General features: G+C 70.2%; 26 protein-coding genes and 1 other RNA gene. 13 read left to right on the top strand and 14 right to left on the bottom strand.

Annotation, left to right across the window (positions count from 1 at the left end; genetic code table 11):
- Window positions 1–503, top strand: a 503-nt coding sequence (locus tag AC4MBH_RS20645; protein WP_491797063.1) for a SigE family RNA polymerase sigma factor, incomplete at its 5' end; no start/stop codon positions are given.
- Window positions 500–1,414 (top strand): hypothetical protein, encoded by a 915-nt coding sequence (locus tag AC4MBH_RS20640; RefSeq protein ID WP_491797280.1) that lies wholly within the window; start codon window positions 500–502, stop codon window positions 1,412–1,414. The genes AC4MBH_RS20645 and AC4MBH_RS20640, both read left to right, overlap by 4 nt.
- A 1,060-nt stretch (window positions 1,415–2,474) precedes the next feature.
- Here AC4MBH_RS20640 and AC4MBH_RS20635 read toward each other — a convergent pair.
- Window positions 2,475–2,624, bottom strand: coding sequence for a hypothetical protein (locus AC4MBH_RS20635; protein WP_491797279.1), 150 nt, complete (start codon window positions 2,622–2,624; stop codon window positions 2,475–2,477).
- 549 nt (window positions 2,625–3,173) lie between these two features.
- Here AC4MBH_RS20635 and AC4MBH_RS20630 point away from each other — a divergent pair.
- A complete protein-coding gene (locus tag AC4MBH_RS20630) occupies window positions 3,174–3,584 on the top strand; it encodes a hypothetical protein (RefSeq protein WP_491797278.1) in 411 nt (136 codons plus the stop codon).
- Between the two features lie 66 nt (window positions 3,585–3,650).
- On the opposite strand, the gene AC4MBH_RS20625 is transcribed toward AC4MBH_RS20630, so the two are convergent.
- Window positions 3,651–3,899, bottom strand: a complete 249-nt coding sequence (locus AC4MBH_RS20625) for a hypothetical protein (RefSeq protein WP_491797277.1) — start codon at window positions 3,897–3,899, stop codon at window positions 3,651–3,653.
- 706 nt (window positions 3,900–4,605) lie between these two features.
- On the opposite strand from AC4MBH_RS20625, the gene AC4MBH_RS20620 reads away from it, so the two are divergent.
- From AC4MBH_RS20620 to AC4MBH_RS20600, 5 genes are all read left to right on the top strand, one after another.
- Window positions 4,606–5,916: a choice-of-anchor P family protein gene (locus tag AC4MBH_RS20620; protein WP_491797276.1), complete on the top strand. Its 1,311-nt coding sequence runs from the start codon at window positions 4,606–4,608 to the stop codon at window positions 5,914–5,916.
- Window positions 5,917–6,265: 349 nt separating this feature from the next.
- Window positions 6,266–7,426, top strand: a complete 1,161-nt coding sequence (locus tag AC4MBH_RS20615; protein ID WP_491797275.1) for a hypothetical protein — start codon at window positions 6,266–6,268, stop codon at window positions 7,424–7,426.
- Window positions 7,427–7,506: 80 nt separating this feature from the next.
- Window positions 7,507–7,635 carry a hypothetical protein gene (locus AC4MBH_RS20610; RefSeq protein ID WP_491797274.1) on the top strand — a complete coding sequence of 43 codons (129 nt, stop codon included), beginning with the start codon at window positions 7,507–7,509 and terminating at the stop codon, window positions 7,633–7,635.
- A 435-nt stretch (window positions 7,636–8,070) separates the two neighbouring features.
- Complete coding sequence (locus tag AC4MBH_RS20605) at window positions 8,071–8,562, top strand: SigE family RNA polymerase sigma factor (RefSeq protein WP_491797273.1); 492 nt, start codon at window positions 8,071–8,073, stop codon at window positions 8,560–8,562.
- Window positions 8,559–9,428: a hypothetical protein gene (locus AC4MBH_RS20600; RefSeq protein WP_491797272.1), complete on the top strand. Its 870-nt coding sequence runs from the start codon at window positions 8,559–8,561 to the stop codon at window positions 9,426–9,428. The genes AC4MBH_RS20605 and AC4MBH_RS20600 overlap by 4 nt, the downstream gene beginning before the upstream one ends.
- Before the next feature lie 693 nt (window positions 9,429–10,121).
- On the opposite strand, the gene AC4MBH_RS20595 is transcribed toward AC4MBH_RS20600, so the two are convergent.
- The 7 genes from AC4MBH_RS20595 to AC4MBH_RS20565 form a co-directional block, all read right to left on the bottom strand.
- Window positions 10,122–11,453: an NtaA/DmoA family FMN-dependent monooxygenase gene (locus AC4MBH_RS20595; RefSeq protein WP_491797271.1), complete on the bottom strand. Its 1,332-nt coding sequence runs from the start codon at window positions 11,451–11,453 to the stop codon at window positions 10,122–10,124.
- Window positions 11,446–11,964: a flavin reductase family protein gene (locus tag AC4MBH_RS20590; RefSeq protein ID WP_491797270.1), complete on the bottom strand. Its 519-nt coding sequence runs from the start codon at window positions 11,962–11,964 to the stop codon at window positions 11,446–11,448. The genes AC4MBH_RS20595 and AC4MBH_RS20590 overlap by 8 nt, the downstream gene beginning before the upstream one ends.
- 26 nt (window positions 11,965–11,990) lie before the next feature.
- Window positions 11,991–12,707 (bottom strand): NADPH-dependent F420 reductase, encoded by a 717-nt coding sequence (locus AC4MBH_RS20585; protein WP_491797269.1) that lies wholly within the window; start codon window positions 12,705–12,707, stop codon window positions 11,991–11,993.
- An 88-nt stretch (window positions 12,708–12,795) separates the two neighbouring features.
- Window positions 12,796–14,328, bottom strand: coding sequence for a DHA2 family efflux MFS transporter permease subunit (locus AC4MBH_RS20580; RefSeq protein ID WP_491797268.1), 1,533 nt, complete (start codon window positions 14,326–14,328; stop codon window positions 12,796–12,798).
- A 159-nt stretch (window positions 14,329–14,487) separates the two neighbouring features.
- The gene (locus tag AC4MBH_RS20575; protein WP_491797267.1) at window positions 14,488–15,063 is read right to left on the bottom strand and encodes a TetR/AcrR family transcriptional regulator; all 576 of its coding nucleotides are present in this window, start codon (window positions 15,061–15,063) and stop codon (window positions 14,488–14,490) included.
- Window positions 15,064–15,426: 363 nt separating this feature from the next.
- Window positions 15,427–15,799, bottom strand: an RNA gene (gene rnpB / locus AC4MBH_RS20570) — RNase P RNA component class A.
- A 51-nt stretch (window positions 15,800–15,850) separates the two neighbouring features.
- Window positions 15,851–17,056 (bottom strand): YibE/F family protein, encoded by a 1,206-nt coding sequence (locus AC4MBH_RS20565; RefSeq protein ID WP_491797266.1) that lies wholly within the window; start codon window positions 17,054–17,056, stop codon window positions 15,851–15,853.
- A 70-nt stretch (window positions 17,057–17,126) separates the two neighbouring features.
- Here AC4MBH_RS20565 and AC4MBH_RS20560 point away from each other — a divergent pair, with 70 nt between their 5' ends.
- The 3 genes from AC4MBH_RS20560 to AC4MBH_RS20550 all read left to right on the top strand — a co-directional run bounded on the left by AC4MBH_RS20560 (window position 17,127) and on the right by AC4MBH_RS20550 (window position 18,411).
- On the top strand, window positions 17,127–17,324 hold the full coding sequence (locus AC4MBH_RS20560) for a hypothetical protein (RefSeq protein ID WP_491797265.1): 198 nt from the start codon (window positions 17,127–17,129) through the stop codon (window positions 17,322–17,324).
- A gap of 84 nt (window positions 17,325–17,408) precedes the next feature.
- Complete coding sequence (locus AC4MBH_RS20555; RefSeq protein ID WP_491797264.1) at window positions 17,409–17,624, top strand: hypothetical protein; 216 nt, start codon at window positions 17,409–17,411, stop codon at window positions 17,622–17,624.
- A gap of 127 nt (window positions 17,625–17,751) precedes the next feature.
- Entirely contained in the window at window positions 17,752–18,411 is a 660-nt protein-coding gene (locus AC4MBH_RS20550) for an NAD(P)-dependent oxidoreductase (protein ID WP_491797263.1), read from the top strand.
- Here the strand turns inward: AC4MBH_RS20550 and AC4MBH_RS20545 are convergent.
- Window positions 18,398–19,597 (bottom strand): PQQ-dependent sugar dehydrogenase, encoded by a 1,200-nt coding sequence (locus AC4MBH_RS20545; protein ID WP_491797262.1) that lies wholly within the window; start codon window positions 19,595–19,597, stop codon window positions 18,398–18,400. The two genes, AC4MBH_RS20550 and AC4MBH_RS20545, sit on opposite strands and share 14 nt — an antisense overlap.
- A gap of 20 nt (window positions 19,598–19,617) precedes the next feature.
- Entirely contained in the window at window positions 19,618–21,123 is a 1,506-nt protein-coding gene (locus AC4MBH_RS20540) for a S10 family peptidase (protein ID WP_491797261.1), read from the bottom strand.
- Between the two features lie 88 nt (window positions 21,124–21,211).
- On the opposite strand from AC4MBH_RS20540, the gene AC4MBH_RS20535 reads away from it, so the two are divergent.
- Window positions 21,212–21,658 carry a hypothetical protein gene (locus AC4MBH_RS20535; RefSeq protein WP_491797260.1) on the top strand — a complete coding sequence of 149 codons (447 nt, stop codon included), beginning with the start codon at window positions 21,212–21,214 and terminating at the stop codon, window positions 21,656–21,658.
- Between the two features lie 297 nt (window positions 21,659–21,955).
- On the opposite strand, the gene panB is transcribed toward AC4MBH_RS20535, so the two are convergent.
- Together panB and AC4MBH_RS20525 are read right to left on the bottom strand one after the other, a co-directional pair.
- Complete coding sequence (gene panB, locus AC4MBH_RS20530) at window positions 21,956–22,810, bottom strand: 3-methyl-2-oxobutanoate hydroxymethyltransferase (protein WP_491797259.1); 855 nt, start codon at window positions 22,808–22,810, stop codon at window positions 21,956–21,958.
- Between the two features lie 63 nt (window positions 22,811–22,873).
- Window positions 22,874–24,034 carry an MFS transporter gene (locus AC4MBH_RS20525; RefSeq protein ID WP_491797258.1) on the bottom strand — a complete coding sequence of 387 codons (1,161 nt, stop codon included), beginning with the start codon at window positions 24,032–24,034 and terminating at the stop codon, window positions 22,874–22,876.
- Window positions 24,035–24,098: 64 nt separating this feature from the next.
- Here AC4MBH_RS20525 and AC4MBH_RS20520 point away from each other — a divergent pair, with 64 nt between their 5' ends.
- Window positions 24,099–24,803: an ArsR/SmtB family transcription factor gene (locus AC4MBH_RS20520; protein WP_491797257.1), complete on the top strand. Its 705-nt coding sequence runs from the start codon at window positions 24,099–24,101 to the stop codon at window positions 24,801–24,803.
- A gap of 6 nt (window positions 24,804–24,809) precedes the next feature.
- On the opposite strand, the gene AC4MBH_RS20515 is transcribed toward AC4MBH_RS20520, so the two are convergent.
- Window positions 24,810–25,223 (bottom strand): VOC family protein, encoded by a 414-nt coding sequence (locus AC4MBH_RS20515; RefSeq protein ID WP_491797256.1) that lies wholly within the window; start codon window positions 25,221–25,223, stop codon window positions 24,810–24,812.
- Window positions 25,224–25,262 lie beyond the last annotated feature (39 nt).

The following is a 25,262-nucleotide window of genomic DNA, read 5'->3' as shown; positions in this document are numbered from 1 at the left end:
CCGACCTGGACTTCGAGCAGTTCTACGTGGCGACGCGGCCGCGACTGCTCCGGGTCGCTTTTGCTGTCACGCGCGATGAGCAGCGGGCCGAGGATGCCGTGCAGGTGGCGTTCGTGAACGCTTACGCCTCGTGGCGCCGGGTCTCGCGCGCCGAGGACCCGGTGGCTTACGTCAGGCGGATCGCGATCAACGCCGCACTTGCCCAACATCGTTCTCCCTCATGGCGTCGGGAGAAGACCTGGGCGTATCCGCTGCCGGAGGAGGCAGTGACTGATGCCGCTGACGATGCCGCCCAGCGCCTCGACCTCTGGCAAGCGATCGGGTCGCTCCCGCCGAGGCAGCGCGCCGTCATGGTGTTGCGCTACTACGAGGACTTGAGCGAGTCGCAGATAGCCGCAGTCCTCGGCGTGCGCCCGGGCACCGTCAAGTCCCAGGCAGCAGCCGCGCTGGCGACACTGCGCCGGCGGGCTGGCGACACACGACTTGAAGGAGGACGAGCATGACCGACCGCCTCGACGACCAGATCAGTGATGAGTTCCGACGCTACCTCGACGAGCGGCAGGTCGGCGCCGGCGACGTTCTCGGCGCGATCAACGCCGGTAGAGCACAACGACGGCGTCGCACGGCGCTTGCCGGTGTCGTCACGCTCGGCACGGTCGGTGTCGTGCTCAGCCTGGTTGGCGTTCTTGGGCTCAGCGACCACCCCGATGTTGACGCTGTCGCCCCTGCGGAACCCAGCGGTATGACAGCCGTGCCCGCGGAATTCCACGCCGACGAGTACGGGGTGACCGTCGCCATTAAGGTCGGGTACCCCGAGGAACGTGAAGTCACCGGAGCCCGCCTCATCGCCGGCGATGAGTCGACGGACGCATCCCTGTACCCGATGGACGGCACGGATCCGGACCGACAGCTCGAAAGTCTCACGCTGGCGTCCGATGACCAGGTCTCGCTCGAGGGGACGCTGCTCGTCCCCTGTGCCGGGGAGCGCAAGGCACCGGTTTTCGAGGTGGTCTCCAGGGCGGACGGCGTGCCGGTGACCGACCTCTTCAGGCCCTCGAATGCCGACGGCTACCACCAGGCCGTCGGCGAGTGGTGCGGTCGGGCTGTCACGATGAGCGTGACGGGTATGCGATCCACCCCGCAGGGCAATCACGAACTTCGTGTCCAGTTCAGCAACCCCGGCCCGGAGCCAGTGACGGTGACTTCGGAAGAGGTCGATGACGGCAGCTCGTCCTGGCAGGCAGCCAGCATGGTCGTGCCCGCCGGGATCACGCAGATGACCATCTACGGACATGGGCCGTCGGACTGCGCGGCACCGCCGCCGTGGGAGTCCGGCCAGGTCCGCGTAGATGGCGAAGTCATCAGGCCCAATCCCGACGCTTCCGCGACCCTCGAGGCAGGACCCAGCTGCTAGTTGGTACACGCCCCACCGTCGACAAGACCGCGCAGCTCGCGGCATGGTCGGGCGGCTGACTACCGACCGCGCTCATTCAGGATGCTGACGAAGTACCTCGTGGACTGACCTTGCCTCGCGGCAACAGCCTTCAGCCTGGCGGCCTCGTCATCAGCCTCGTCAAGGCTTGCGAAGGCTCGCATCAGCGCGACCCGCTGTCCTGGCTCAATCGCGTCGTAGTCGCTGTATCGAACAACGACCGCCAACTCCCACGGCGGTACGGGCCACGGCTCGGGAGGGTTCGGAGTCACGCTCCAATGGTCCCACTATGGGACGAAGCGAATGCCGGACTTTCGGCATGAGCGGGCGTATGGGCTCGCGACAGGCATGAGCCGGGCGGAGTCTTCAGGGCCCAGCTCACGATCGTTGCCGCCACGGCGTTGGCCGCACGGCTGAGAACGATGTCGCCCGCCACGCGTGGCACCTCTCCGGCCTGCTACCGGATAGCAACTTCTCCGCGAACTTCTTAGTCTCACGCGCATGAATCGACCATCGGCGGCCCTCAAGTACCGATCGCGACTCGGAGTTGGCCGCGTGCCTTCTCCTCGACCGGTGGTGGTCGTGTGCTTGCTACTGGCTGGCGGGCTGTTCGTGGCAGCCGTCGGGCTCTGGTTCGCCAACACGAGCGTTAACGTGGCTGCTGGCGACTATGGCGTGCCTGCGCCTGCTGGTGATGTGGGGTGCACTATTGCGCCATGGGATGCCGGGACCAACGGCAACGACAATGGACCGGGCGGTGAGCACAAAGCCGACTACAGCAACGAGGTCGGCACGGAGTGCTACTCCGCCAATGTCACTCGATTCCGTGCATCCGTTGCGAGCGGCGCTGGCGCCCTCGTCCTCCTACTTGTCGGGACCGGCGTCGCGTATCGCGCGAAGCGGCATTTCGATCGGGTTAGGTGACACCGGGTGGGGCCCCCGCACTGCCGGCACCGTGAGCGGGCTCCGACGTCTTGCCTCAGCGCGGCACGAGCGGGCTCGGACGCTATCCCCTCTGGGCGGCAGAGTGGGGCGGTGTTCGTCAGTTGGCGGCGCGGCTACCAGGCATGGTGGCTTCGTCGATGGACTCGGTAGCAAAGATCCACCACCCCTCGCCGTCCGCGCTGAGGGTGTGCGTCTCGCCGTCGTAGTCGACCAGCACGGTTGCTCCCGGCGCGGTGCGCCCGTACATCACCCCCACCCCGGCGGCCAGGATGTGCCCGAGTCTCCTGCACCGCCACCGCTGTCGCCTGCCTCCCACCTCCCATCGGGCCCTCGGCGGTACTCGTCGAGGTCGATGGAGCCGCCGTCGCCGTTGGGGTTGACCAGTACGGCCGCGATGTCGTTGCGAATCGCCACGGCTCGTACAACGGCGTAGCGCGGATCTTCAACCACCGGCACGAATGGCGAGAGCCTCCGTCATCTCTTCCACGCCCGAGATCGTGCCAGGCACGCGGGTCGACGGAGACGCCGTTCGATGCCAGCTCATCGGCATGACCGGACGGGTCGAAACAACTCGCGCGTCTGGCTCACAATGTTCGTTTCTGACGCTTCGTGGCAGCGCATGCCGGGCCTGTACGTGGCCCTGAACGCAGCGCATGCATGACGCCACCCTTGAGGTGCCTGCTCGGGTTTCCCAGCGTCGGGAGCCCGCCTTGACCCGGCTTGCGTCTCGAGTCTCGCATCCGATTTCGCGAGGAGCCAGCGAGTTGCAGGCACGATTACCTGCCCGACTCTCGGCATGACCGCGCCACAGAGCGGCATGTTCGGACGAGTCCGCGTAATCACTCCGACCAACCTTGTCTTGGTTGATGATGGCTTCGTGAACGTCGCCAGCCTTTCCCCGACCCTGGCCCGGGCGACCCCCCGAGTAGTCGTGGGAAGCGTGGTGCTGGCACTAGGAGTCGCTGGTTGGAGTGCGTGGCTTGCCCTGACGACGCATTTGGCCGACGAGTCCGCAGCATTGGGCGGACTCGAGTACTGGATAGCGATCTATTACGTCGTGTGGGCGTTGGTTGCAGTGGGCACGGCGTGCTGCGGACTGGCGCTGCGCAAGCGGACGCCGCTTATCGGCTTCGGACTGGCCGTCGTTGCATTGGTCCTCGTCGCCATCCCGGCCGTCTCTCTTGTGACCATCCCGCTGTCCGCCTGACTGCGGCACTCCGTTGCGCCTGAGCCCGCTCCACGGAGCGCACGACATGCGGCATGTGCGTGCGGTTCACCAGCGCCTGACAAGCACCTGCTCGAGCCTCACTCCAACAAGGCCCTCCATTCGAGCAAGCACGGCGGGTGCGATCTTTGCCCAGGGACGGCCTTGCGCCCGCACTCGGATGCGCGGCGGGTTGCTCAACACGCTGACTTTCGTGGCGGGCTGTGACTCCAACAACTCCCAACGGACCTTATTGAAGGCTTCGCCGGTCAGACGCAATTCCCCGTCAATCGGCACCAAGTCAAAGGTGTACGCCACGACCCGAACGCTACGACAGTGCACCCGCTCATCGGCATGGTCGAGCGCCTCAGAGGTGCCGTAGGGTCGACGGATGACTGGTTCCGCGTCCGCGTCGAGCGGCGGGTCGCGGACGGCTGCCTACCTAGTGTCAGGCGGTCTTGCGGCGATTCCGCTCTGGATACTGCTTCTGCCGTTCCTCGGGCTAGGGGGAGCGACGGCCGCATTGGTCGTGTTGTGGGCGTCGGGTGTTGTCTGGCTTCTCCGTAAGCGTCAGGAAGACCCACGGTGGGACCACCAGCGGCCTAGCGGCCGTTGATTCTGCGTGCCCGTCTTACGGCAGAACCGGGTGGATCGTGTCGTCAAACGGTAAGCAGCCGACCCGTGGCCTCTGTCCTCGAAGTTGATGCAACTGGTTCGCCTTCGGCCCTCCAGTCCGGTCCGCCGACGTACGAGCAGCAGCATTGGCGGCGGCTTGCTGCGCTCCTTGACGGGACCCCTCGCAGCTGGCCCGACACCGCCCAGCTACCTCCCGGGCGCCCGTGGGGCCGGTCACCGGCACCGCGGTATCTGCAGAGGCAGCCCCTGAGAACGTAACGCCGGTGGGGCGCGGGTCGTTGGTGTGTCTAACGCACCAACGTCATGTTGCGCCCGCGGCTCGGGAGATGCGGACGTCCACCGGTTCGTGCCCGTACGGGTGCGGATCTCCCCCCACGAGGAGCCCGTCATGCGCCGAGTCATTGCCATCGCCAGCTTTGCTGGTGCAGTCTGCGTTGCCCAGCTCTCGGCGGCCACGCCCCTGGCCGCATCGGCCGGTGCGGCCCGTGCGACCAGCGCGGCCGTGGCGCCGTTCTCGGCCGCGATGCCAGGTGCGACGGTGCGCACCGGGTTCGCCCTGTCCGGCGTCGCCTACGGCACGCGTGCCCTCGGTGGGCGCCTGCCGGTCAGGTCGGACACCACGGCCTACCAGCGGATCGGGTGCACCAACCTCGCGGGGCTGGACCGCCGCAACTTCGAGGCCGACGTGACCATCCCCGGTCTCGGGGTCGCCGAAGGTGTGTCGTCGCGGGTCTGGACCGCCAAGCGGGGCGCGACCGTGTCGTCGTACTCCACCCACGAGATCGCCAAGCTGACGCTGGGGGAGAGCTCGGTGGGCAGCGTGGTGATCCGCGGGATCGAGTCGAGGAGCCGTGCCTTCAACAAGGCGGGCCGGTTCGGCGCCGAGACCAGGAACTCGATCGCCCGGATCGTCTTCCGGCCCGCTGGTGGCCCGGCCAGGGAGCTGGACCTCCCCGCACCCAATCGCCCCGTGGTGATCCCCGGCCTGGCTCGGATCGAGGTCGGACGGGTCGTACGTCGCACCAGCGGCGCCGGGGCGCGGGCCGCCACGAACGTCATCGACATCACCGTGGTGCCCACCGCTACCCAGGTACGGGTCGCGCAGACGAACGCCAGCATCGGCGGCGGCGTCAGGCGTGGCCTGTTCAGCGGCTTCTCGGCCGGGCTCGAGGCCAAGGCCCTGGCTGGCAACGCCAAGGTGGGCCGCACCCCGTTGCTGCTCATGCCCTGCCAGGGCACCAAGGGCAAGGTCCAGGTCAAGGACATCGCCCGCCTCAACGCCGACAACCAGATCGTCGCCAAGGGCCTGCTCACCGGTCAGGTCGCCACCAACCGCCGGGACGTCGCCAAGGGCACCGAGGTCGGCGGGGTGGCAGACGTCTCCCTCGGCAAGGGCCGCATCGTCATCAGCGCGGTGCGCGGCGTCGTGAACGTCAAGCGCACTCGGTCCGGCGTCACGAGCAACATCAAGGGCACCACCGTCGGCCAGATCACCATCGACGGCAAGAACTACTCCATGCCCCGATCCGGCGCCCTGGAGATCCCGGGCCTGGTCAGGATCCAGGACGCCGTGCGGACCAAGCTGTCCAACGGTCTCAAGGTGGTCGGCCTCCGGGTCACCCTGCTCGACGGCAGCGGCGCCGTGATCGACCTCGGAGTCGCCCAGCTCGCCATCAAGCGCGGAGCCGCGCTGCGCTGACCGCGGCGCAGGGCGTCGGCCGGTGCTGTCCACCAGTGGCCAGCACCGGGCCGGCGCGTGCCGGATCGGGACCCTCGGTCGGTCTGAGAGGCACCCGACCATTGGCATGACCGGGCGGACGGCACTCGCGTGTGAGCAGTGTTCGATGGCAGCGACGTGTTGACGCTTCGCGGCGGGGGTCCGCTGGCCGGCAGCTCGGTCAGGCCGAGCCCGCAGCGCGCGAGGTGCGGGCGGTGCAGTACCGGTCGACCGACCTTCGGGGGGTGGAGCAATCTCGGCCCAACCATGACAGGACCTGGCTGCGTTGTCCCTTCGACACGTACACATCGCAGCCACGAGAGCCACCAACATGAGGATCCTCAACGGAACCACCCGACACCTCGTGCTGGGGGCGGTCCTGGTCGCCGGTGTCGTTCTCGCGGGATGCTCCGGCGACGAGCGCGCTACACCGACGACAACGCCGAACCAGGCGTCGTCGACCTTCGTTCCCGCCGAGGAATCGGACGACGTTGTCCGGGCGAGCCTGCGCGGCGTCGACCCTGCCGAGCTGCCCCTTCTTCCACGCCATGCCGCCGCCGGCCTGCCAATCAGAGTTCCGCGCCTGAGCGCCGATCTGTCACCGCTGCTCGAGGCCCTGCCCGGCCGGGCCACCCTCGTCGTGAACCCTTCCATCACCGTCCTCAACACCTCGGTCGACCGATGGTCCGACCTCGACCTGCTCTTCCATGGCGTCGACGGTCGCTGGCGGCACCTCGACCTCGGCACACTCGGTCTCCCCGAGGCATGGCGGCTGAACGACACGTACGGTTCCGGACAGCTGTCGTCCGACGGGCGCTGGTGGGCCGGCCCCACACGGCACGGCGCCGTGCTGGTCAACCTCCGCACCGGCACGGTTCGGACCCAGAAGCTCGACGACGGCGCATGGTCATGGACGAACGGCCGTCACGTGCTGCTGGCAGGACACTCGGAGATGTCGGTCCCCGACGGACGCCTCACTCCGGTGCCCTGGTCGATGTTCGGGGTCGGGTACCAGCCCGATGGCACACCGCTCTCGATCGAACGCGGGCCGGACGGCCGCGCCCTGCTCGTGGAGTGGAACGGCGCTCGTCGGCGCACCCGCGCCGCGGTTCCGGGCATCACCCCGCCGCGACGGACTGTCGCCGCCGACATGCGTAACGGGCGGGTTGGTCTGCGCGGCCTCCGCAGCCTCGTCGCCACGACGGAGAAGATCGCGGTCGGCGAGCTTCGCGGGCGCCGTGGCCTGGCGGTCGTGGTGGCCGACGCCGAGACCGGACGGACCATCGGGGAGCTCGCCTGGCAGCGCCGGGACTTCGAGCTGAACTACACCGATGGTTGGCTGGACCCGGAGACACTGTTGGTGGCCCGGCACCCCCACTTCGTTGCCTGGCGCCCCGCCACCGGCGAGCTCTTCCGCGTCACCGACGCGCGCACGCTCGGCAGCTACTGGGAGACCAGCGCTGCCCCACAACCCGCTGCCGCGACGCCCTGAACACGCCCATGGAGACCTCGACCATTCCCACCCCCACCAAACCCGTCCGTGTGAGCGTTACTCCTGCGACGGGGGCGTGGATGAGGGACGACGACAGCGACGTGTTCACCGCATGGGCAGCAGGCGCCGAGCGCCAGCTGCTGCGCTCGGCGGTGCTGCTCACCGGCGACCTCCACCGCGCCCAGGACCTGGGCAGGAGGCGATGGTGAAGGTCGCGATGCGGTGGCCCAGGCTGCGCGACGAGCAGCCAACGGCCTACGCCCGCACGATCATCGCGCGCGACAACGTCTCCTGGTGGCGCCGGGCGGCGGCACGCGCTGCAGCGACGGAAAGGACGTCCCCACGCATGTCCGCCACGACGCTGACTATGGCGCAGACTCGCGACTCTGCGAAGCGCCCGAATCGGGGCGTGCCCGGGCGGTTCGGACCGTGTGAAGGGGCGGCCTATGCGGCACCTAACGAGCCTGGGGTGGCCCTGTGGGGCGGACTGGTTGGCTCGGCGGTTGAACCGCGACCGAGGGCGTCCCCTGGACGTGCACCTGGTCGTGAGCACGGCGGTCCTCAACACTTCGGCGGTGTCATGCAACCTTCTGGGAACGGGCGTCCGTCTCCACGGGACGAGACATCGGAGACCAGGAGAAGGCATGAGTGATCGGCGTAGCGACTTTGGCGACTACGTCGCTTCGCGGCGCGCCGAGTTGCGTCGCCTGGCGTACGCCGCGTGCGGGGACTGGCACGCCGCCGATGACATCGTGCAAATCGCGTTGAACAAGCTGCACCGCGCCTGGCCGCGAGTGCACCGCGCAGCGACTGAGGATGCCTATGCACGCCGAGTGGTGCTCCGTGTCGCGATCGACGAGTCGCGACGGCCCTGGCGTCGGGAGAACGCTGTTGCCGATCCACCTGAGCCCGACTCGAACCTGGATCAAATTGAGCGACTCGACGTAATCACCGCCCTTGCCTCGCTTCCCCCACAGCAACGCAAAGTGGTGTTGTTGCGACATCTGGTCGGGATGTCGGTTGAGGACACCGCTCGGACACTCGATATCGCGCCCGGAACCGTCAAGAGCCAATGTGCTAGAGGGCTGACGAAACTCCGACCGTTGCTCGAAGCTGACTATCGGAGCCGCACGTGAATGAGGAACCCACCCACGTGCTCAATGTGCTCCTCGATGAGCAGGTCACAACGGCGCCATCACCGCCACCGATAACTGAGGTGCTCGACAGATGTAGGCGAGACCTCCGGCGTCGCCGCACTCGTGTCGTTACGGGCGCCGGGACGATGGCCGTGGTCGCCGTCTTGGCTCCCATCATCGCTCTAGGCGTTGGGCAGAACACGCCAGCGGACCGGCTCGAAACGGGTGCCGTCAGCGACGAGGCAGTGATTGACAAATGCGTCAAGTCCATGGAACGCACCGGAACGGCAGACAGGTTCACCGCGTCCGGACGTCCCACTGTTGCATTGCAACAGACCACAGGAACCCGCAGCATTGTCGCGCTCATCTCTGCCGACACCCGGTACTGGGCGGAATGCGGCATTATCGCCGAGCCCGGCCACGAGTTCGGTGGGGTTTACGCGACTGTGTACGACTCATCGAAGCCAACGAGACGTCACTCCTTCTCTGCCGGGTACAACTGCGCCGACTCCTACGGACCCAACCCGATTCCCCCATGCGACACGTTCAACCTGACTTATGTCGATCGAGTCCCCCCAGCGGTCGCTGCGGCGCAGTTCGCGACCGTCGACGGACAGACGACCACAGTCGAAGCTGATACTCACGGCCTGATCCTTCTCACGTATCAAGGCTCTGTCCCCGCGTCCCTCATGGATCCAAACGCGCGCCGAATGCACCAGCCCTGGCTCGTCAGACTTACCTACCTCGACCGCAACGGCACGCCCATCGCCGCCGGTCACATGGACCGACGCTTCGATCAAAGCAGTCGGGTCGGTGAACTTCCGCCTTTGGATAGGTACCCTTCTATAGGCGCACTAGTGAGGTGAGCAGCCTCGTGCAGCCCGTCACCGCACCAGAAGACGCGCCCGTCTGCGTGGTCAGCGGCATGGCCGAGCACCTGGCCCAGTTCCCGCAGGCGCCGACGGGTTCGTCTTCACGATCGACGGCGAGCCGATCACGCGGCATGCCTTCGGTCGGGTCTGGCGGCCGGCGGCCGTCGCCGTCGGCCGTCGCCGCCGGCCCGCCGACAGGCGCCGGCATGCACGCGCGCCGGCACTACGACGCCTCGCTGCTGATCCGCCACCGCGAGTCCGTCGACGGTCCAAGCCCGCCTGGGACACGCCTTGGCGGCCGAGACCCTGGACACCTACCGGCACATGTGGCCGGACTCGGACGACCGGACTCGCAGAGCCATCGACAGTGTTGCCGTCGAAGTGCTGAGTCCGATCTGAGTCCGCGTCGACGCTGAATGACGTTTCGCAGGTCAGAAGCCTGGTGCGAACGGGCCGGCCTGTAGGCCGGGAATCATCCCCGCCTGGGTCGATGCTGGCCGTCACTTGGTGATATGTGCTCTGACCTGCGGAAGCTCTGATCAGGGATGGTCGTTGTTGAGGGCTGTGCTCGATGGGTTGCGGACTTCCTGCGGACCAAGTGCGGACCGCGGCGTCAGGTCGACCAGCGATGGGGCGGTCATCGCGAGCCTGGCTAGCCGTCCGTCGAGACCCCTGCTTGCGGTCCGGTCAGTCGGCTGCCGGCTCGCGTGCATCGAGGCCGTACTGGTGCGGGACGCCGAGGTGGTCGCGCAGCGTCCTGCCTCGGTAGTCGCGGGGGTAGAGCCCGCGGTCTTGGAGGATGGGTACGACCTCGTCGACGAAGGTGTCGATGTCGGTCTCGTTGACGTCGGGGGAGACCCAGAAGCCGTCGACGGCCTCGGCGTCGAACCACTCCTGGAGGTGGTCGGCGATCGCGACGGGTGACCCGACGGGTGTGGGGTGGTAGTCGATGACGCCGTGAGCGAGGATCTCGCGGATCGTCCATCCTCCCCGCGCCAGATGCAGGGCCCTGGCGGACCGCGGGTCCCCGGGGCTGGCGTGGGCGGAGTCGAGCTGAGCGGGGGAGAGCGGCTGGTCCATCTGCTCGGCGGTCAGCGGCAGACCGAGCATGGCGCCCAGGTAGGGCACCCGGCTCGCGAACAGGTCTTCGTTCAAGGCGATGCGGCGCTCGAGGGCGTCCTCGACGCTGTTGCCGAGGGCGGGCATGACGCCGGCGAAGTACTTGATCTCGTCGGGGTCGCGGCCTGCCTGGCGGGCGGCTTCGCGGGCGGCGTCGCGCTGGGCGCGGGCGTCGTCGATGGTGAAGGCGGCGCCGATGACGCCGCTGCCGTAGCGGCCGGCGATCGTCAGTCCGTAGGCGCCGCCGCCGGCGGAGAAGATCACGGGCTGGCCTTGCTCGGACGGGGGGATGGGCAGTGGTCCTCGGGAGGCGACGTGGTCGCCGTGCAGGTTGACGGGCACGAGCTTGCTGGCGTCGACAAAGGTCCCGGTGGCGGGGTCCTTGACCCAGGCGTCTGGTTGCCAGCTGCCCCACAGCGCTTGGACGACCTGGATGACCTCGTGGGCGCGTCCGTAGCGTTCGGGTCGATCGGCGATGGCCTGGCCGAAGTTCGCGGCAGCCGCCGGATCGCTGGTGGTGACGGCGTTCCAGCCGGCGCGGCCGTGGCTCATGACGTCGAGGGTCTTGAATTGACGGGCGATGTTGTAGGGCTCGTTGAACGTCGTGGAACCGGTCGCGACAAGTCCGATGCGTTCGGTGGCGCGGGCGATCGCAGCGAGGGTGAGCATCGGCTCGAGGGTCGCTTGGGGTACTTCGCGGTCGATCCCGCGGGTCACCGCGAGCGAGTCGGGGAGAAACAGGAAGGCGAACTTGCCGCGCTCGGCGGCTCGGGCGTAGCGCACCTGGGCGTCGAAGTCCGTGTAGTTGGCTGGGTCGACGCTGAACGCGCGCCAGGACAGGGCTTGGGAGCCGTAGCCGGACCCCAGGTGCATTCCGAGGATCATCGTGCGGTCAGTCATGCGTTGTCTCCTGATGCGGTGGGCGCAAGCCCGCGATGCGGTGAGGGGCGCGGTCGTGGATGACCAGCGCTGGCTTCGACGAGTCACGGTGCAGGTCGAGCACGCGGAGCAGCGCGACGTCGTGGTCGCCGGCCTCGACCACGGCGTGCCGGGCGACGGCGAGCGTCAGTGACGAGCCGGCCAGGACGACGCCGCCGTGCCGCTCTTCGATCGGGACACCGTCGAAGCGGACGCCAGGAGTCCGCGACAGCAGCGGGACCTGGTCGGCCTGTTCCTCGGCCAGGACGCTGATGCTCCACCTCTCGACGTCGCGCAGCAAGGGCCAGGTGGTCGAGGTCCGCGCGAAGGCCACCGACACCAGTGGCGGGTCGAGGGAGACCGAGGTGAAGGAGCTGGCGAGCATCCCGACGGTCCTGCCGACACGAGTGGCGGCGACGAGCACCACTCCGGTGGGGTAGCCCGCCAGGGCGTTCCGCATCTCCAGGGCAGCGGGTGCCATCACGGTCCTCATGCCATTCCGAACAGCGCCGTTGACGGTCAGAACTCGCGGCCCGCGACGTCGGGGTGGTGGGAGGCCGTCAGGTGGTCACGGAGGCGGCCGGCGGGCAGCGGCGCGCCTGGGTCGGCGAGGTAGTCGGCGGCGAAGCCATCGAGGTCGGCGGCGTAGATGTCGGTGTAGGCGCCGGACTCGGGCTCGAAGCGCCACGTCTCGGCGAGGGTGCCGGCGTCGACGGGGTCGAAGCCGAGGCTGTCGATGAGCGCGGAGACCGCGGTCTTGACGTCGGCGTCGTCGGCGGCGACCGCAAGTCCGGAGCGGTCCGGTGCGCCCGAGGGACGAGCGAGGGGCGCGATGTGATGGGCGACGATGTTGTTGAACGCCTTGGCGTGCGTGACCCCGGGCAGGATCGTCTGCTCGTACTGGGCGGTGTTGAGCGCGCCCGAGTCCAGATCGAGGATGCGTCCGTCGCGCGAGGGGTAGTAGTTGCCGGTGGAGAGGACCGTCTTGCCGGCCAGGGCCCCGGACGGGAGCGATGCGTAGGCCGACAGAGGGACCGCCAGGACGACGATGTCGCCGAACTCTGCGGCCTCGTGAGGCTCGGCGGCCCGGGCGTGGTCACCCAGCTCGGTGGTGAGCTCGCGCAACGAATCGAGCCCGCGCGAGTTCGACACCACCACGTCGTGGCCTGCTGCGACCGCGAGACGGGCGATCGAGGCGCCGATCGCTCCGCTGCCGATGATTCCGACCTTCGTCATCTTCTGCTCCTTCGTTGTCTACTGTTCGCCCGGTCGTGGTGCCGGTTGCGTTGGGGATTCGTTCGATCTGTGGGGCTTGTTCGAGCGTTCAGTGCGCGGTTACCCGCGGGCGGGCGGGCTGGTCGGCAGCCGCCGCGACCGGGGCGCGGCGCACGAAGAGGGTCACGACGACCGAGACGCAGGCGATCAGGGCGCCGGCGGTGAAGGCCGCCTGGGCGGCGTCGACCGACTGGGCGAGGTCGAGTGGCTTCGAGGTGTCTGCGTCGGCGCCGAAGGTGTAGGCCGAGACGAGGATGGCGGTGCCGGCGGCCCCGCCGAGCTGCTGGATGGCGCTGAAGGCGGCGCTGCCGTGGGGGTACAGGTTGCTGGGCAGTGCTGAGAGCGCGGCGGTGGTCATGGGGCTCCACATGAGGGCCTGGCCGATGATCATCACGATGTAGGCGGTCAGCAGGGTCCAGACTGACGTGGTGGCGCTGATCTGGGTGAGGAACCACAGGGACGCTGCCACGATCAAGGCGCCGGGGATGGCGAGGGGGCGCGGGCCGACGCGGTCGTAGATGCGTCCGCCGATGGCGGAGACCACCGAGATCGCCACCCCACCCGGGACGAGGAACAGACCGACCTGCAGCGAGCTGAGTCCGGCGACGTTCGTCAGCACGAGCGGGAAGACCACCCCGGTGCCGAAAGCGGTCATCGTGAGCAGCAGCATCACGAGCAGCGGCACCGCGAAGGAACCAACGGCGAAGATGCGTACGTCCAGCAGCTGCGTGCCGCCGCGCTGCAGCGCGACCTGCCTCCTCACGAAGGCCGCGATCCCGGCCACGCCCAGCAGCATCGGCAGGTACGGCGGCACGGGGGTGTGCCCGGACACCGACTCCCCGATGCTGGCCAGGCCGTAGACCAGGGCGCCGAAGCCGACCGCGGACAGCAGCAGCGACAGCGCGTCGAGCCGCACGGGCTCCGTGGTGGTGATGTTGCGCAGCTTGGCAGCGCCCAGAGCCAGCGCGGCGAGTGCGATGGGGAGCATCCCGATGAACAGCCAGCGCCAGCTGAGCTCGGACAGCACGAACCCTGAGATGGCCGGACCCATCGCGGGGGCCGCGGCCGTGACGACGACGACGAAGGCCATGACCTGGCCGCGTCGGCCTTCAGGGACCAGCCGCATGACGGTGGTCATCAGCAGCGGCAGGAACACCGCCGTACCTGCGGCCTGGACGAGGCGGCCCGCGAAGAGGACGCCGAACCCCGGTGCGACCGCGGCGAGCGCGGTGCCGGCGGCGAACAAGCTCATCGAGGTGATGAAGATGGTGCGCATGTGGAACTTGCGCATCACGAACCCGGTGGCCGGGATGAGGACGGCCAGGGTGAGCAGGTAGCCGGTGGTCAGCCACTGCCCGGTCGCAGCCGTGATGCCCAGGTCCTCGATCAGGGTCGGCAGGGCCACTCCGAGCAACATCTCGTTGAGCAGGACCACGAACGTCGAGGTCATCAGCAAGCCGATGATCAGGCCGTCGCCCGGCGCGAGGCGCTCACCCCTGGCCGACTGGTCGACCGCAGTGCCGATCCGACCGTCGTCGCCACCTTGCCCGGCCGCCGCCCGGCCAGCGGAGTCCTCGTCCACCCGGTCGGACTGGTCGGATCGATCATCGGTGGGGCGTGACTGGTCAGGCACGGCGTCGCTCTCTCTCGTCTACGAAACGGGGTGTCCCCCCGCATCAGTAAACAGGGGGTGACCCCGTTTCACAAAGTCGACCGAGCCGCGATCGGTCTCCGTGCTGGATCAGCGGAGGTAGCCGTCGCGCATCAGTGCCCGGAGTCGGCTCGCTGATCCCTCGTCGGCGAGGGACGACCCGCGCGCCCAGCTCGTGGCCAGGGCGGCCAGGAACAGGTCCCGTCCGCGGACGTCCTTGCGTGCCGTGCCGTTGCGTTGCGCCGCCTCGAGGAAGTGGTCGGTGCCGTCGATGAAACCCACGCAGGTCAGCGCCAAGGGGTTGTGCTCCTCGGCAAGGGCGCTGCGCACTGGCCCCGGCAGGCCGTCGAAGGCGCCGAAGAAGTCCTCGAGCGCGGCGAGCCATGCATCCAGGGCGACATCCGGGTCGTCGATCCGCTCGATGTGTTCCCGGGCCGCCTCGAAGGTGACGACGCGGCGTTGGAGCACCTCGGCCAACAGCGCGTCCCGGGTGGGGAAGTGTCGGTACAGGGTTGCCGAGCCGAGGCCTGCGTCGCGCGCGACCGCTTCCAACGAAGCAGTGACGCCGAGCTCGGTGAAGTGACGATCGGCTTGAGAGACGATCTCCGCGCGGTTGCGCTCGAAGTCTGCACGAGTACGACGCTCTCGGCCGCTAGGCGCTGGCATGCTGCCTTCCTTGTCCGAGCGGAGTCAGTGGCTGGGATGTGACCCGGGCCCTGACGCCGACGTTGAACCAAACGAAACGGGGTGACCCCCCAGATCATACGGTAGCGCTCAGGCGCGCCCCTCCCATTCGGATGGAGCCCGGCTCGCCCGCTCCGCCACTACATCGCCGTCCAGGAACGCGGCCCGCCATGACCCGCACTCCTCATGCACTCGCGGTCAGGTTGCGTCGGGCGAGATGGGTCCACGCAAGTTCGACCGCACCCGAGAAGCCGTCGACGCCGTGTGGTGCGCCGGACGAGTTGCGGACCATCTGCGGACTGAACAGGGCCTCTGGGTGCTTCTGTGCAGGTCAGGAGCCTGGTGCGAACGGGCCGGCCTGTAGGCCGGGTTCTGTCCTCCGCCCTCGCGGGAGGAGGGGCGACCATCCATCTACGACCGCCGTTGCCGACGGCCTCCAGCGATCTACCCGCGCACTCGGGCGAGCAGCCCTCGGACGTGCGCTGTCTGATCTTGCTCCGGGCGGGGTTTGCCGAGCCACGCCGGTCACCCGGCGTGCTGGTGGTCTCTTGCTCCACCGTTTCACCCTTACCTCCTCTGCCTTGCGACACAGGAGGCGGTCTGTTCTCTGTGGCACTGTCCCGCGGGTCACCCCGGGTGGGTGTTACCCACCGCCCTGCTCTGCGGAGCCCGGACCTTCCTCGGTGAGTCTCCTCAACGCGGTCGCCCGGCCGACCCGTTCGCGGTGCTCACGATAGCGCTGCCCGCAGCCGGTCGACGACGTCCCACCTCAGTCGTGGTCCGGCGGCAGGGTCGCCACCGCGATCAGGGTGGTGAGCGGGACGGCAAGGACGAGGCCGATGCTGGTGACGAGGGTGCGCACGACCTCCTGGCCGATCTCCTCGGTGGCGAGCAGGTCGCCACCGGGCAGCTGGTACAGGCTCAGCACCAGCAGGACGGTCAGGGCGGTGCCGGCGTAGGCGAAGACGATCGTGTAGATGGTCGAGGCGATGTGGTCGCGGCCGATCCGCATGCCGCTGGCGAACACCTGGGTCCGCGACATGGTGGGGGAGGCGGCCCGCAGCTCCCAGACGACCGAGGCTTGGGTGATCGTGACGTCGTTGAGGACGCCGAGGCCGGCCACGATGATCGCGCAGGCGAACAGGCCGGTGAACGACAGGTCGTCGCCGAAGGTCGCCAGCGTCCGCGAGCCCTCGTCGGCCACGCCCGTGAGGCGGGTGCCGCCGACGGCGAGCACGCCGAGGACGGCGGTGATCGCGATGCCGGCCAGCGTCCCGGCCAGGGCGGCGCTGGTGCGCAGGGACCAGCCGTGGGTCGTGTAGAGGACGACGTACATGATCGCCGACGACCCGACCACGCCGACCAGCACGCCCGACTCGCCCGACAGCAGCGCCGGCAGCACGAACCACCCCAGCACGCCCGAGGCGAACGCCAGGCCGACCAGCGCCATCAGCCCGCGGAACCGCGCCACCGCCAGGACCACGACCACGAACAGCAGCAGCAGCAGGCCGACGGGGGCGGTGCGCACCGTGCCGAAGTAGTTGACCTGCGCGGGCAGGTCGCCGGCGGCGGGGGTGCGGATCAGCTTGACGGTGTCGCCGGCGCGGAGGTCGCCCCCCAGCACGTCGGGGGGTACGCCGATCGCGAGCTCGGTGCCGTCGTCCTCGCCCTCGGCGACCCGCACCTGGAGCTGCCCACAGCCCTCGGCGGGACTCCCGTCGGGGCACGGGTCCTGGACGACGAGCACCTCGGCCTCGGGGAACGTGACCCCGGGCGCCGCGAACTGCACGTCCTCCGACAGCGCGTCGACCCGGTCGCCGTCGGGCCACAGCAGCGCGACGCCGACCAGGGTGGCGAGCAACGCGGCGACGAGCAGGCCGGTCAGGACCAGCGCCGGGCCGCGGCGCACGTCGACGTCGGCGTGCCCGTGCTCGTGCACCCCCCGGCGCGCGTGTGACCCTCCCACGGCGGTCATGCTCCCACGGTCGAGTGGGAACGGTTCTCAGCGGCATGCTCGGCCGGCGGCGGGCGTGTAACTTCGGCTCATGGCCGACGGGGACACGGAGTACTGGTACTGCACCAAGCACAACCGGGTGGAGGGGCGCGACGGGTGCGCCAACCGCGACCGGCTCGGTCCCTACGCGACCGAGGCCGAGGCCGCTCGCGCCTACGAGACCGCGCGGGAGCGGACCGAGGCCTGGGACCACGACCCGCAGTGGAACGACGAGCAGCTCGAGGACTGAGTCCACCTGAGCCCGTTCTCCCGGCGACGCGTCGCCCGGCCGCCGCGCACCACGGACTTCTGGCCGTTCGGCGGGATGATCCTGATGGCCGCCGCCTTCTTCCTGTACGCCGTCAGCGGCACGATCGCGCCGTGGTGGGCGGCGACGCTGCTGATGGCCGTGTGGGTCGTGCTGTTCGTGGTCTGCTGCAGCTGGTTCACCTCCCACCCGCGGCGGATCACGGTGGTCGCGCTCGGGTCGATGGTGCTGTGGTTCGCGGTGCTGGTGTCCGGCGCGGCCTGGCTCGGGTGGTCGGCCTGACGACATCGTAGTGCGACGATCACGCATGTTCGCTGGCGTCTGGGCCATTCTGCGTCCACGGGACCTGAGGAACGCTGTTCCCCAGGAGCCGCGCACCGGGTGCGGTCCGACGGCGGAGGAGCAGGACATGAAGATCCTCGTGGTGGGAGCGAGTCGGGGCAGCGGTGCTGCGGTCGTGCGCGAGCTGGCGGCGCGCGGGCACCTGGTGACGGCGTACGCGCGGTCGGCGCCGCCGGCCGAGGTCGTCGCTGCCGACGGCGTGACGGTCGTGGCCGGTGACGTGATGGACGCCGACACCCTGGCCAAGGCGGTGGTCGGTCAGGACGCCGTGGTGGTCACCCTCGGCATCTCCGACAACCCGTTCGGCGTCCGGCTGCTGCGCCGGGCGGCGACCCCGCTCGACGTGCGGTCGGCGGGGACCCGGCAGGTGGTGGCCGCGATGGGGGCGGCCGGGGTCGAGCGGCTGGTCGTGCAGACGACGTACGGGATCGGGGAGACCTACCGTCACCTGTCCCTGACCATGAAGCTGTTCTTCTCGCTGCTGATCCGCCCGCAGGTGGTCGACTCGGCGCACCAGGAGGAGGTCGTCCGCGCCAGCGGATTGGCCTGGACGCTGGTGCGTCCGGTGGCGCTGCACGACGACGCCACCGACGAGCCGGCCGTGGTCACGGTCGACGACCGGGTCGTCGGGATGAAGGTGGGCCGCGCGCAGGTGGCGGGCGCCGTCGCCGACGCACTCGCGGACGCCACGACGACGTCCGCGACGCTCAGCGTCAGCGCGGCCTGACCAGCAGCACCCGGCCCGCGCCGCCGTCGGCGTCGGTGCAGACCAGCACGGAGCCGTTGCGGAGCTGGGTGACGGTGCGCAGGCGCCCGAAGTCGCCGTCGAGCTCGGGCGGCGTACGGACTCCCCGGAGCGCGCCGCGGCCGTCGAACGACATCACCAGGAGCCGCTCCGAGCCGAGGGCGGCGACGAACAGCGCGCCGGCGGCCGCACCCCACTGACGGCCGTAGACGAACGACGCGCCCGAGGTGGCGAGCGTCGGGGTGCCCGAGCGCCAGCGGGCCGCGACCTGCCGGCCGGGGAGGCCCTGGTCGGTCATCGGCACCTCCTCGTTGTAGCCGGGGACGGGGTGCCAGCCGTAGTCGCCGCCGCGCACCAGTCGGTTGACCTCGTCGTCGCGGAACGAGCCGTGCTCGACCGACCACAGCGTCCCGTTGGCCCGCTGGGCGAGTCCCTGCACGTTGCGGTGGCCGTAGGTCAGCACGTAGCGGCGGTTGCGGTTGTCGCTGCGCACGAACGGGTTGCTGCGCCAGGGCTTGCCGGTGAAGCGGTCGAGGCGCAGCGTCTTGCCCCCGAGCGAGCGCAGGTTGCGCGGGTTGGTGCCGATCGCGGCGTCGCCGGTGCCGACGAGCAGGGACCCGTCACGGGCGATCAGCAGCCGGCACCCGCCGTGCCGGCCGCTGGACGTCGGGAGCCCGGTCAGCAGGGCCCGTCTGAGCGTGACCCGGCGCTCGGCGCGGTCGAGGGTCCAGGCGTTGACGCGGATGTCGTGCCCGGGGCCCTCCTTCTCCCACCCGCTGCAGGTGTAGATCCGACGGTTCCTGGTGAAGTCCGGGTCGACCGCGAGCCCCATCAGGCCGGTCTCGCCGGAGGTCCAGATCCGGCGGCTCGGGAAGACGACGGTGCGCTTGGCGCCGCCGGGACGGCTGAGCGTCAGCCGCGCGGGGTCGCGCTCGGTCACCAGCAGCGAGCCGCTCGGCAGCTCCTTGACGTCCCAGGGGTGGTTGAGGCCGGCCACCCGCGTGGTGACCGTCAGGGCCGGGGCACGGGGTGCTGCCTGCACCCGGTCCTGCACCCGGTCCTGCGCCCGGTCCTGCGGCTCGTGGACGGCACCGGCGGCGCTGCCCGACGTCGGCAGCAGGGGGGCGAGGACGGCGAGGACGGCGGCAGTGGCGAGGACGCGGCGCATGGCGCCACGGTACGCCGGTCTCAGGGTGAGCAGCGGCGTACGAAGTCGGCGAGGTCCTTGCTCTGCTGCAGCCGTGAGGGCTCGTGGACGTACATCATGTGGCCCGCCTCGTAGTAGGCGTGCTCGATGTTGGCCCGCAGCTCGGGCGCCAGGTTGAGGTGCGCGAGCACGTCCTCGGCGGCGTGGTGCGGGGTCGCGCCGTCGTAGTAGCCGTAGGCGACGTGCACACGCAGGTGTGGGTTGGTGCGCATCGCCCGCTCCAGCTGGGGGCTGACATCGATCGGCCGGCCCTCGAAGTCCTTGAACGACCACGGGTGCACCCGCGCGCTGATCTGCTCGTAGGGCAGGTCGTTCTGGTAGCGCAGCTCGTGCCGCACGTAGTGGTTGTACGCCGTGGAGTACGGGCCGCTGATCGCGTCCATCGACGGGTCGGCGTCCATCATCTCCGCGATGCCGCTGGCCGCCGGACCGACGAACCGGCCGTCGAGGCGGCCCGCGGTCTGCCGGCGGTCGCGGAGCAGCTCGCCGAAGAACCGCCAGTGCTCGATGCGCAGGTCGGCGCGGTCGACGTAGTCCTCGGTGAGGCCGGTCAGCGACGCGACCTTGCGCACCGCGGCGGCGCGGTCCTTGGCGCTCAGCCGGTCGCCCTGGGCCAGCACCCGGCGGTAGTCGCCAGCGGCGTACTCCTCGGCGTCGGCGACGACCTTCTTCAGCGAGCCGCGCGCGGACCGGCCGTGGTAGTGCGCGATGGCGGCGTACGTCGGCAGGTAGAGCGCGTGCGCCCGGTCGTTGCGCTGGTTGTCGAAGTCGATCGAGGAGAGGTCGAGGACGCTGGAGATGAGCACCAGGCCGTTGACGTACATGCCGTAGCGCGACTGCAGCCGCTCGACCAGGGCGGCGCCGCGCAGGGTGCCGTAGGACTCGCCGAGCACCAGCTTGGGGGAGAGCCACCGCTCGTGGCGGGAGGTCCAGAGCCGGATCAGCTCGGCGATCGAGTCGATGTCGCCCTGGTAGGAGTGGAACGGCTCGGGCTTGGTGCCCTCGACGGCGCGGGAGTAGCCGGTGGAGACCGGGTCGATGAGCACGAGGTCGCTCTCCGCTAGGAGGCTCTCGTGGTTGTCGGTGAGCGCGTACGGCGGCGGCAGCAGGGCGCCGGCGTCGCCCATCACGACGCGGCGGGGGCCGAGGAGACCGAGGTGCAGCCAGACGCTCGAGCTGCCGGGCCCGCCGTTGAACGCGAACGTCACCGGGCGGGTGTTGGGTCCGGTCGCGCCCTCGGGCCGGTCGACGACGTACGTCGTCATCGACACCTCGGCCTTGGCCTGGTGACCGACGAAGACACCGTCCTCGTGGACCTCCTCGCGCAGCACCACGCGGCCGGTCGTGGCGGTGTAGTCGAGGGTGCGGCGGCCGACCCGGAGGCGGTGGCGGGTGCTGACCAGGTCGTCGGTCGGCTCGGCGGGGGTCGCGGTGGTGGTCGTGGTGGTGGTCGCGGTGGTGGGGCTGGATCCCTGGTCCTCGGGCACCCCGTCACCCTAAAGGCGCATGCGGGAACAACCAGGGCCCTGGCAAGGTTGCCACGCCGTCCCGCAGAACGAGAGAAAGAACTTCCCCATGACGCTCAGCACCGGCACCGACCGTCTCTCCGTCCTCGAGGACCGGCTCACCGCCCTCAAGGCCGAGCGCGACCAGGCGCAGGCCGAGACCCGCGCCGAGGCCGTCGGCGACCTCGTCGACCGCGCTACCAACGTCGAGGCCAGCATCCGCCAGGCGATCCTCGAGGAGCGCATCGCCGCCCTCGAGCTCGAGATCGCCGCCGCCCCCCACGACGAGCACATCGACGGCGTCGTCTCCATCGGTGACACCGTCGTCCTCGACCTCGGCGACGGCCCCGAGTCCTTCGTCGTCGGCTCGGTCGAGCACGCCGTCGCCGGCGTCGAGACCGTGACCCCCACCAGCGCCCTCGGCCGCGCGATCGTCGGCGCCGCCGTCGGCACCTCGGTCTCCTACTCCCCGCGCAAGGGCGTCACGCTCTCGGCGAGCATCGTCTCCACCAGCTGACCTCCTGGTCGGTCGGCGTCGGGCGGCGGGTTCGTCGTCCCCGTGCGGATCTCACCGGTGGACCGGTGAGATCTGGGGCGCTCTGGGGCGGGGTTTCCCCGGTTCACCGGGGAAGTCTGAACTTCCCGGGCAATGCATTGCCCGGGAACTTCAGGTGTTGCCTGGGAGGTAGTGCGCTTGGGCTTGGTGTGACTTCTGGGACTGGTGGGACGACGAGGTGCGGGACTTCCCCGGTTCACCGGTGAAATCTCACCGCCGCCGCCGCCGACTCCCGCCGCCGACGCCGCCGACGCCGCCTCAGAACGTGTGCTCGCTCCCCGGGAACGTCCCGCCCTTGACGTCGGCGTCGTAGGCGCGGGCGGCGTCGAGGAGGACGCCGTGCAGGTCGGCGTACTGCTTGACGAAGCGCGCCATCTTGCCCTGGCGCAGGCCGAAGGCGTCCTGCCACACCAGCACCTGGCCGTCGCAGTCGGGGCCGGCGCCGATGCCGATGGTGGGGATCGCCAGCTCCTTGGTCACCTGGGCCGCGACGTCGCCGGGGACCATCTCCATCACGACACCGAACGCGCCGGCGTCCTCCATGGCGTGGGCGTCGGCCAGGATGCGCTCGGCGGCGTCGCCGCGGCCCTGGACCCGGTAGCCGCCGAGGGCGTGCTCGCTCTGCGGCGTGAAGCCGATGTGCGCCATCACCGGGATGCCGTTGGTCGCGAGCTTGTCGACCTGCGGGGCGACCTCGGCGCCGCCCTCGAGCTTGACGGCGTGCGCGCCGCCCTCCTTCATGAACCGCACCGCGGTGTGGAAGGCCTGCTCGGGGGAGGCCTGGTAGCTGCCGAACGGGAGGTCGGCGAGCACCAGTCCACGGCGGGCGGAGCGGGCGACGGCGCGCACCAGCGGGATCAGCTCGTCGACGGTGACCGGGATGGTGGTCTCGTAGCCGAGCACGTTGTTGGCCGCGGAGTCGCCGATGAACAGCACGTCGATGCCGGCCTCGTCGAAGACCTGGGCGGTGTACATGTCGTAGACCGTCAGCATCGAGATCTTCTCGCCATGCTCCTTCATCTCCCGCAGGTGGTGGGTGCGGACCCGACGGGTCGGGACGGCGGGCTGGGCGGGGCTGCCGCCGTACGGCGCGGTCTCTTCGGGCGTGCTCATCGTCGCGTCTCCGATCGTGTCGTCTCGCGGCTCCCCACTGGAGTCCACGGACCTCCGTCCAGGCTAGGCCCGGTCCGGCGCGCCCGCAGTGTGCGCTCCGTCACCGGCCCACGACACCGTCACCAGGCACAGCACGGCGGCGACGAGGGCGACGAGCAGCGCCGCGATGCCACCCCCGATCGCGCCGAGCAGGTACGGCGCGGCGAACCCGACGTAGGTGAGCGCCATGAACACCGCGACCGTCGCGCCGCGCTCGTCGGGGTGCGCGAGCCGCTCGGTCTCGCGCAGGCCGGAGACCAGCACGCAGCCGTAGCCGGCGCCGAGGAGCGGGGCCGCGGCCATCAGGAACCAGCGCACGTCGGTGGCGAGCGCGAGGACGCCAACTGCGCACCCGGCCACGGCGAGGACGAGCCCGACCTGGCCGGCCAGCAGCGGACGACGCTCGTCGAGCCGCCGCGCCGCGCCCTGCACCACCACCCCGCAGCCGAGGGTGACACCGGACAGCACGCCCACGAACGCCAGCGCGCCGTCCTGCGGGCCGGCGATCTCGCCGGGCAGGTAGGCGATCGAGATCGCGGCGCAGCCGAACACCCACGGCGCCGACGGGGCGACGACGAGCAGGAACCGGCGACCCCGGGTGACGGCCGGGAGGCGCAGCAGCGCCCGCGGCGTGAGGCCCGCGCGGCGGGGCCCGGGCACCCGCGCGAGCAGCGCCAGGGCGACGACGCCGAGCACGACGTGCGGGAGGTACGGCGTCTCGAGCGGACGCGGGACCCACTCGGCGACCAGCCCGGTGACGAGCGGGCCGGCACCGAACCCGGCCGAGAGGGCGACGGCTGCCCGCCGTGGTCCGGCGCCGGACTCCGAGAGCTCCACGACCCAGGCGGTGGCCGCGCTGAAGACCACGCCCGAGCACGCCCCGGCCAGCAACCGTCCGAGCGCGAGACCGGTGACCGACTCGTGCTCGACGACCAGCAGCACGGTGGCCAGCGGCGACAGCGCGACGAACGGCAGCACCACGGCGCGGCGCCCCCACCGGTCGGACGCGGCGCCCCCGACCAGCAGCGCCGGCACCAGCCCCGCGGCGTACACGCCGAACAGGAAGGCACGGGTCTGGACGGACATGTCGAGCTCGTCGCGGTAGGCGATGAGCAGCGGGGTGAACTGGTTGGCGCCCCAGCCGACCGCGAACATCGCCAGGGCGACCCGGTGCCACGACTTCATGGCTCGACCGTAGAGCCCCGACGCTTCAACCGGCGTTGAAAGGTCCGGCGACTAGCCTGCCGGGATGGACCTGGCCCAGATCGGCGCGCTGGTGGGCGATCGCGTGCGCGCGGCCCTCCTGCTGTGCCTCCTGGACGGCGGCGCCACCCGTGCCTCCGAGCTCGCCGCCGCGGTGGGCGCGTCGCCGTCCTTGACGAGCGCACACCTGAGGAGGCTGCTCGACGGCGGTCTCGTCGAGGTCGACGCGGTGGGCCGCACCCGCCACTACCGGCTCGCGTCGGTCGAGGTGGCCGAGATGATCGAGGCGATGCTGCTGCTCACCCCGGCGCCGGCGGTCACGTCCCTGCGCGGGGCGAGCAGCAAGCGGCGCCTGCGCCGGGCGCGGCTCTGCTACGACCACCTCGCGGGAGTCCTGGGCACCGGCGTCACCGACGCGCTCGTCGTACGGCGGGCGCTGGACGCGGCGGGCGACGCGCTCACCCTCGGGCCGGACGCCCAGGCGGTGCTGGCCGAGGTCGACGTCGACCTGGCCCCGGTGCGTGCCGCGGCCAGGCCGACCGTGCGGCAGTGCACCGACTGGACCGAGCGCCGGCCCCACCTCGCCGGAGGGCTCGGGGCCGCGGTGGCGGCCCGGCTGCTCGAGCGGCGGTGGGTCGTACGACGGCCGGGCTCGCGCGGCCTCGACCTCACCGTCGACGGGGCGAGCGGCCTCGAGGGGTGGCTCGGGGTGCGCATCGACGAGGCCGAGGCGTGGCGCGAGGGGGCGTGACCGGCGTCAGGCCGTGGTGCCGATGTTGAACATCCAGGAGACGCCGAACTTGTCGGTGACCTGGCCGTAGTGGTCACCCCACGGCGCTTCCTCGAGCGGGACGTCGACGGTGCCGCCCTGCGACAGCGCCTCGTACCAGCCGCGCATCGTGTCGAGCTCGTCGCCGTTGAGGCAGAGCACGCCGTTGTCGATCTCCATCGGCATCGTGCTGGGCACGTCGGCGCCCATCAGGACGAGGGTGTCGTTGACGGTGAGCTGGGAGTGCATGACCTGGCCCTGCTCGTCGTCGGGCACCCCCATGCCGCCGAACTCGGCGAAGGTGTTGACGTCGAGCTGCCCGCCGAGCACGGACTGGTAGTGGGCCATGGCCTCCCCGGCCTGGCCGCGGAAGTTGACGTAGGGGTTGAGGCGCGTGGACATGTGGTGCTCCGTTCGGTGGTGGGGTGTGGGGTCGATCCG

Source organism: Nocardioides sp. WJ219 (assembly GCF_058559815.1).
The sequence above is the reverse complement of the archived record's forward strand: the minus strand, read 5'-3'. Positions and strand labels throughout refer to the sequence as shown.

Bases quoted from the DNA above. Each gene is read 5' to 3' on its own strand.
- AC4MBH_RS20640 (WP_491797280.1), top strand. From the start codon at position 500: ATGACCGACCGCCTCGACGACCAGATCAGTGATGAGTTCCGACGCTAC.
- AC4MBH_RS20635 (WP_491797279.1), bottom strand. From the start codon at position 2,624: ATGTACGGGCGCACCGCGCCGGGAGCAACCGTGCTGGTCGACTACGAC.
- AC4MBH_RS20630 (WP_491797278.1), top strand. From the start codon at position 3,174: ATGACCGCGCCACAGAGCGGCATGTTCGGACGAGTCCGCGTAATCACT.
- AC4MBH_RS20620 (WP_491797276.1), top strand. From the start codon at position 4,606: ATGCGCCGAGTCATTGCCATCGCCAGCTTTGCTGGTGCAGTCTGCGTT.
- AC4MBH_RS20615 (WP_491797275.1), top strand. From the start codon at position 6,266: ATGAGGATCCTCAACGGAACCACCCGACACCTCGTGCTGGGGGCGGTC.
- AC4MBH_RS20610 (WP_491797274.1), top strand. From the start codon at position 7,507: ATGAGGGACGACGACAGCGACGTGTTCACCGCATGGGCAGCAGGCGCC.
- AC4MBH_RS20605 (WP_491797273.1), top strand. From the start codon at position 8,071: ATGAGTGATCGGCGTAGCGACTTTGGCGACTACGTCGCTTCGCGGCGC.
- AC4MBH_RS20595 (WP_491797271.1), bottom strand. From the start codon at position 11,453: ATGACTGACCGCACGATGATCCTCGGAATGCACCTGGGGTCCGGCTAC.
- AC4MBH_RS20590 (WP_491797270.1), bottom strand. From the start codon at position 11,964: ATGAGGACCGTGATGGCACCCGCTGCCCTGGAGATGCGGAACGCCCTG.
- AC4MBH_RS20585 (WP_491797269.1), bottom strand. From the start codon at position 12,707: ATGACGAAGGTCGGAATCATCGGCAGCGGAGCGATCGGCGCCTCGATC.
- AC4MBH_RS20575 (WP_491797267.1), bottom strand. From the start codon at position 15,063: ATGCCAGCGCCTAGCGGCCGAGAGCGTCGTACTCGTGCAGACTTCGAG.
- AC4MBH_RS20565 (WP_491797266.1), bottom strand. From the start codon at position 17,056: ATGACCGCCGTGGGAGGGTCACACGCGCGCCGGGGGGTGCACGAGCAC.
- AC4MBH_RS20560 (WP_491797265.1), top strand. From the start codon at position 17,127: ATGGCCGACGGGGACACGGAGTACTGGTACTGCACCAAGCACAACCGG.
- AC4MBH_RS20555 (WP_491797264.1), top strand. From the start codon at position 17,409: ATGGCCGCCGCCTTCTTCCTGTACGCCGTCAGCGGCACGATCGCGCCG.
- AC4MBH_RS20550 (WP_491797263.1), top strand. From the start codon at position 17,752: ATGAAGATCCTCGTGGTGGGAGCGAGTCGGGGCAGCGGTGCTGCGGTC.
- AC4MBH_RS20545 (WP_491797262.1), bottom strand. From the start codon at position 19,597: ATGCGCCGCGTCCTCGCCACTGCCGCCGTCCTCGCCGTCCTCGCCCCC.
- AC4MBH_RS20535 (WP_491797260.1), top strand. From the start codon at position 21,212: ATGACGCTCAGCACCGGCACCGACCGTCTCTCCGTCCTCGAGGACCGG.
- panB (WP_491797259.1), bottom strand. From the start codon at position 22,810: ATGAGCACGCCCGAAGAGACCGCGCCGTACGGCGGCAGCCCCGCCCAG.
- AC4MBH_RS20525 (WP_491797258.1), bottom strand. From the start codon at position 24,034: ATGAAGTCGTGGCACCGGGTCGCCCTGGCGATGTTCGCGGTCGGCTGG.
- AC4MBH_RS20520 (WP_491797257.1), top strand. From the start codon at position 24,099: ATGGACCTGGCCCAGATCGGCGCGCTGGTGGGCGATCGCGTGCGCGCG.
- AC4MBH_RS20515 (WP_491797256.1), bottom strand. From the start codon at position 25,223: ATGTCCACGCGCCTCAACCCCTACGTCAACTTCCGCGGCCAGGCCGGG.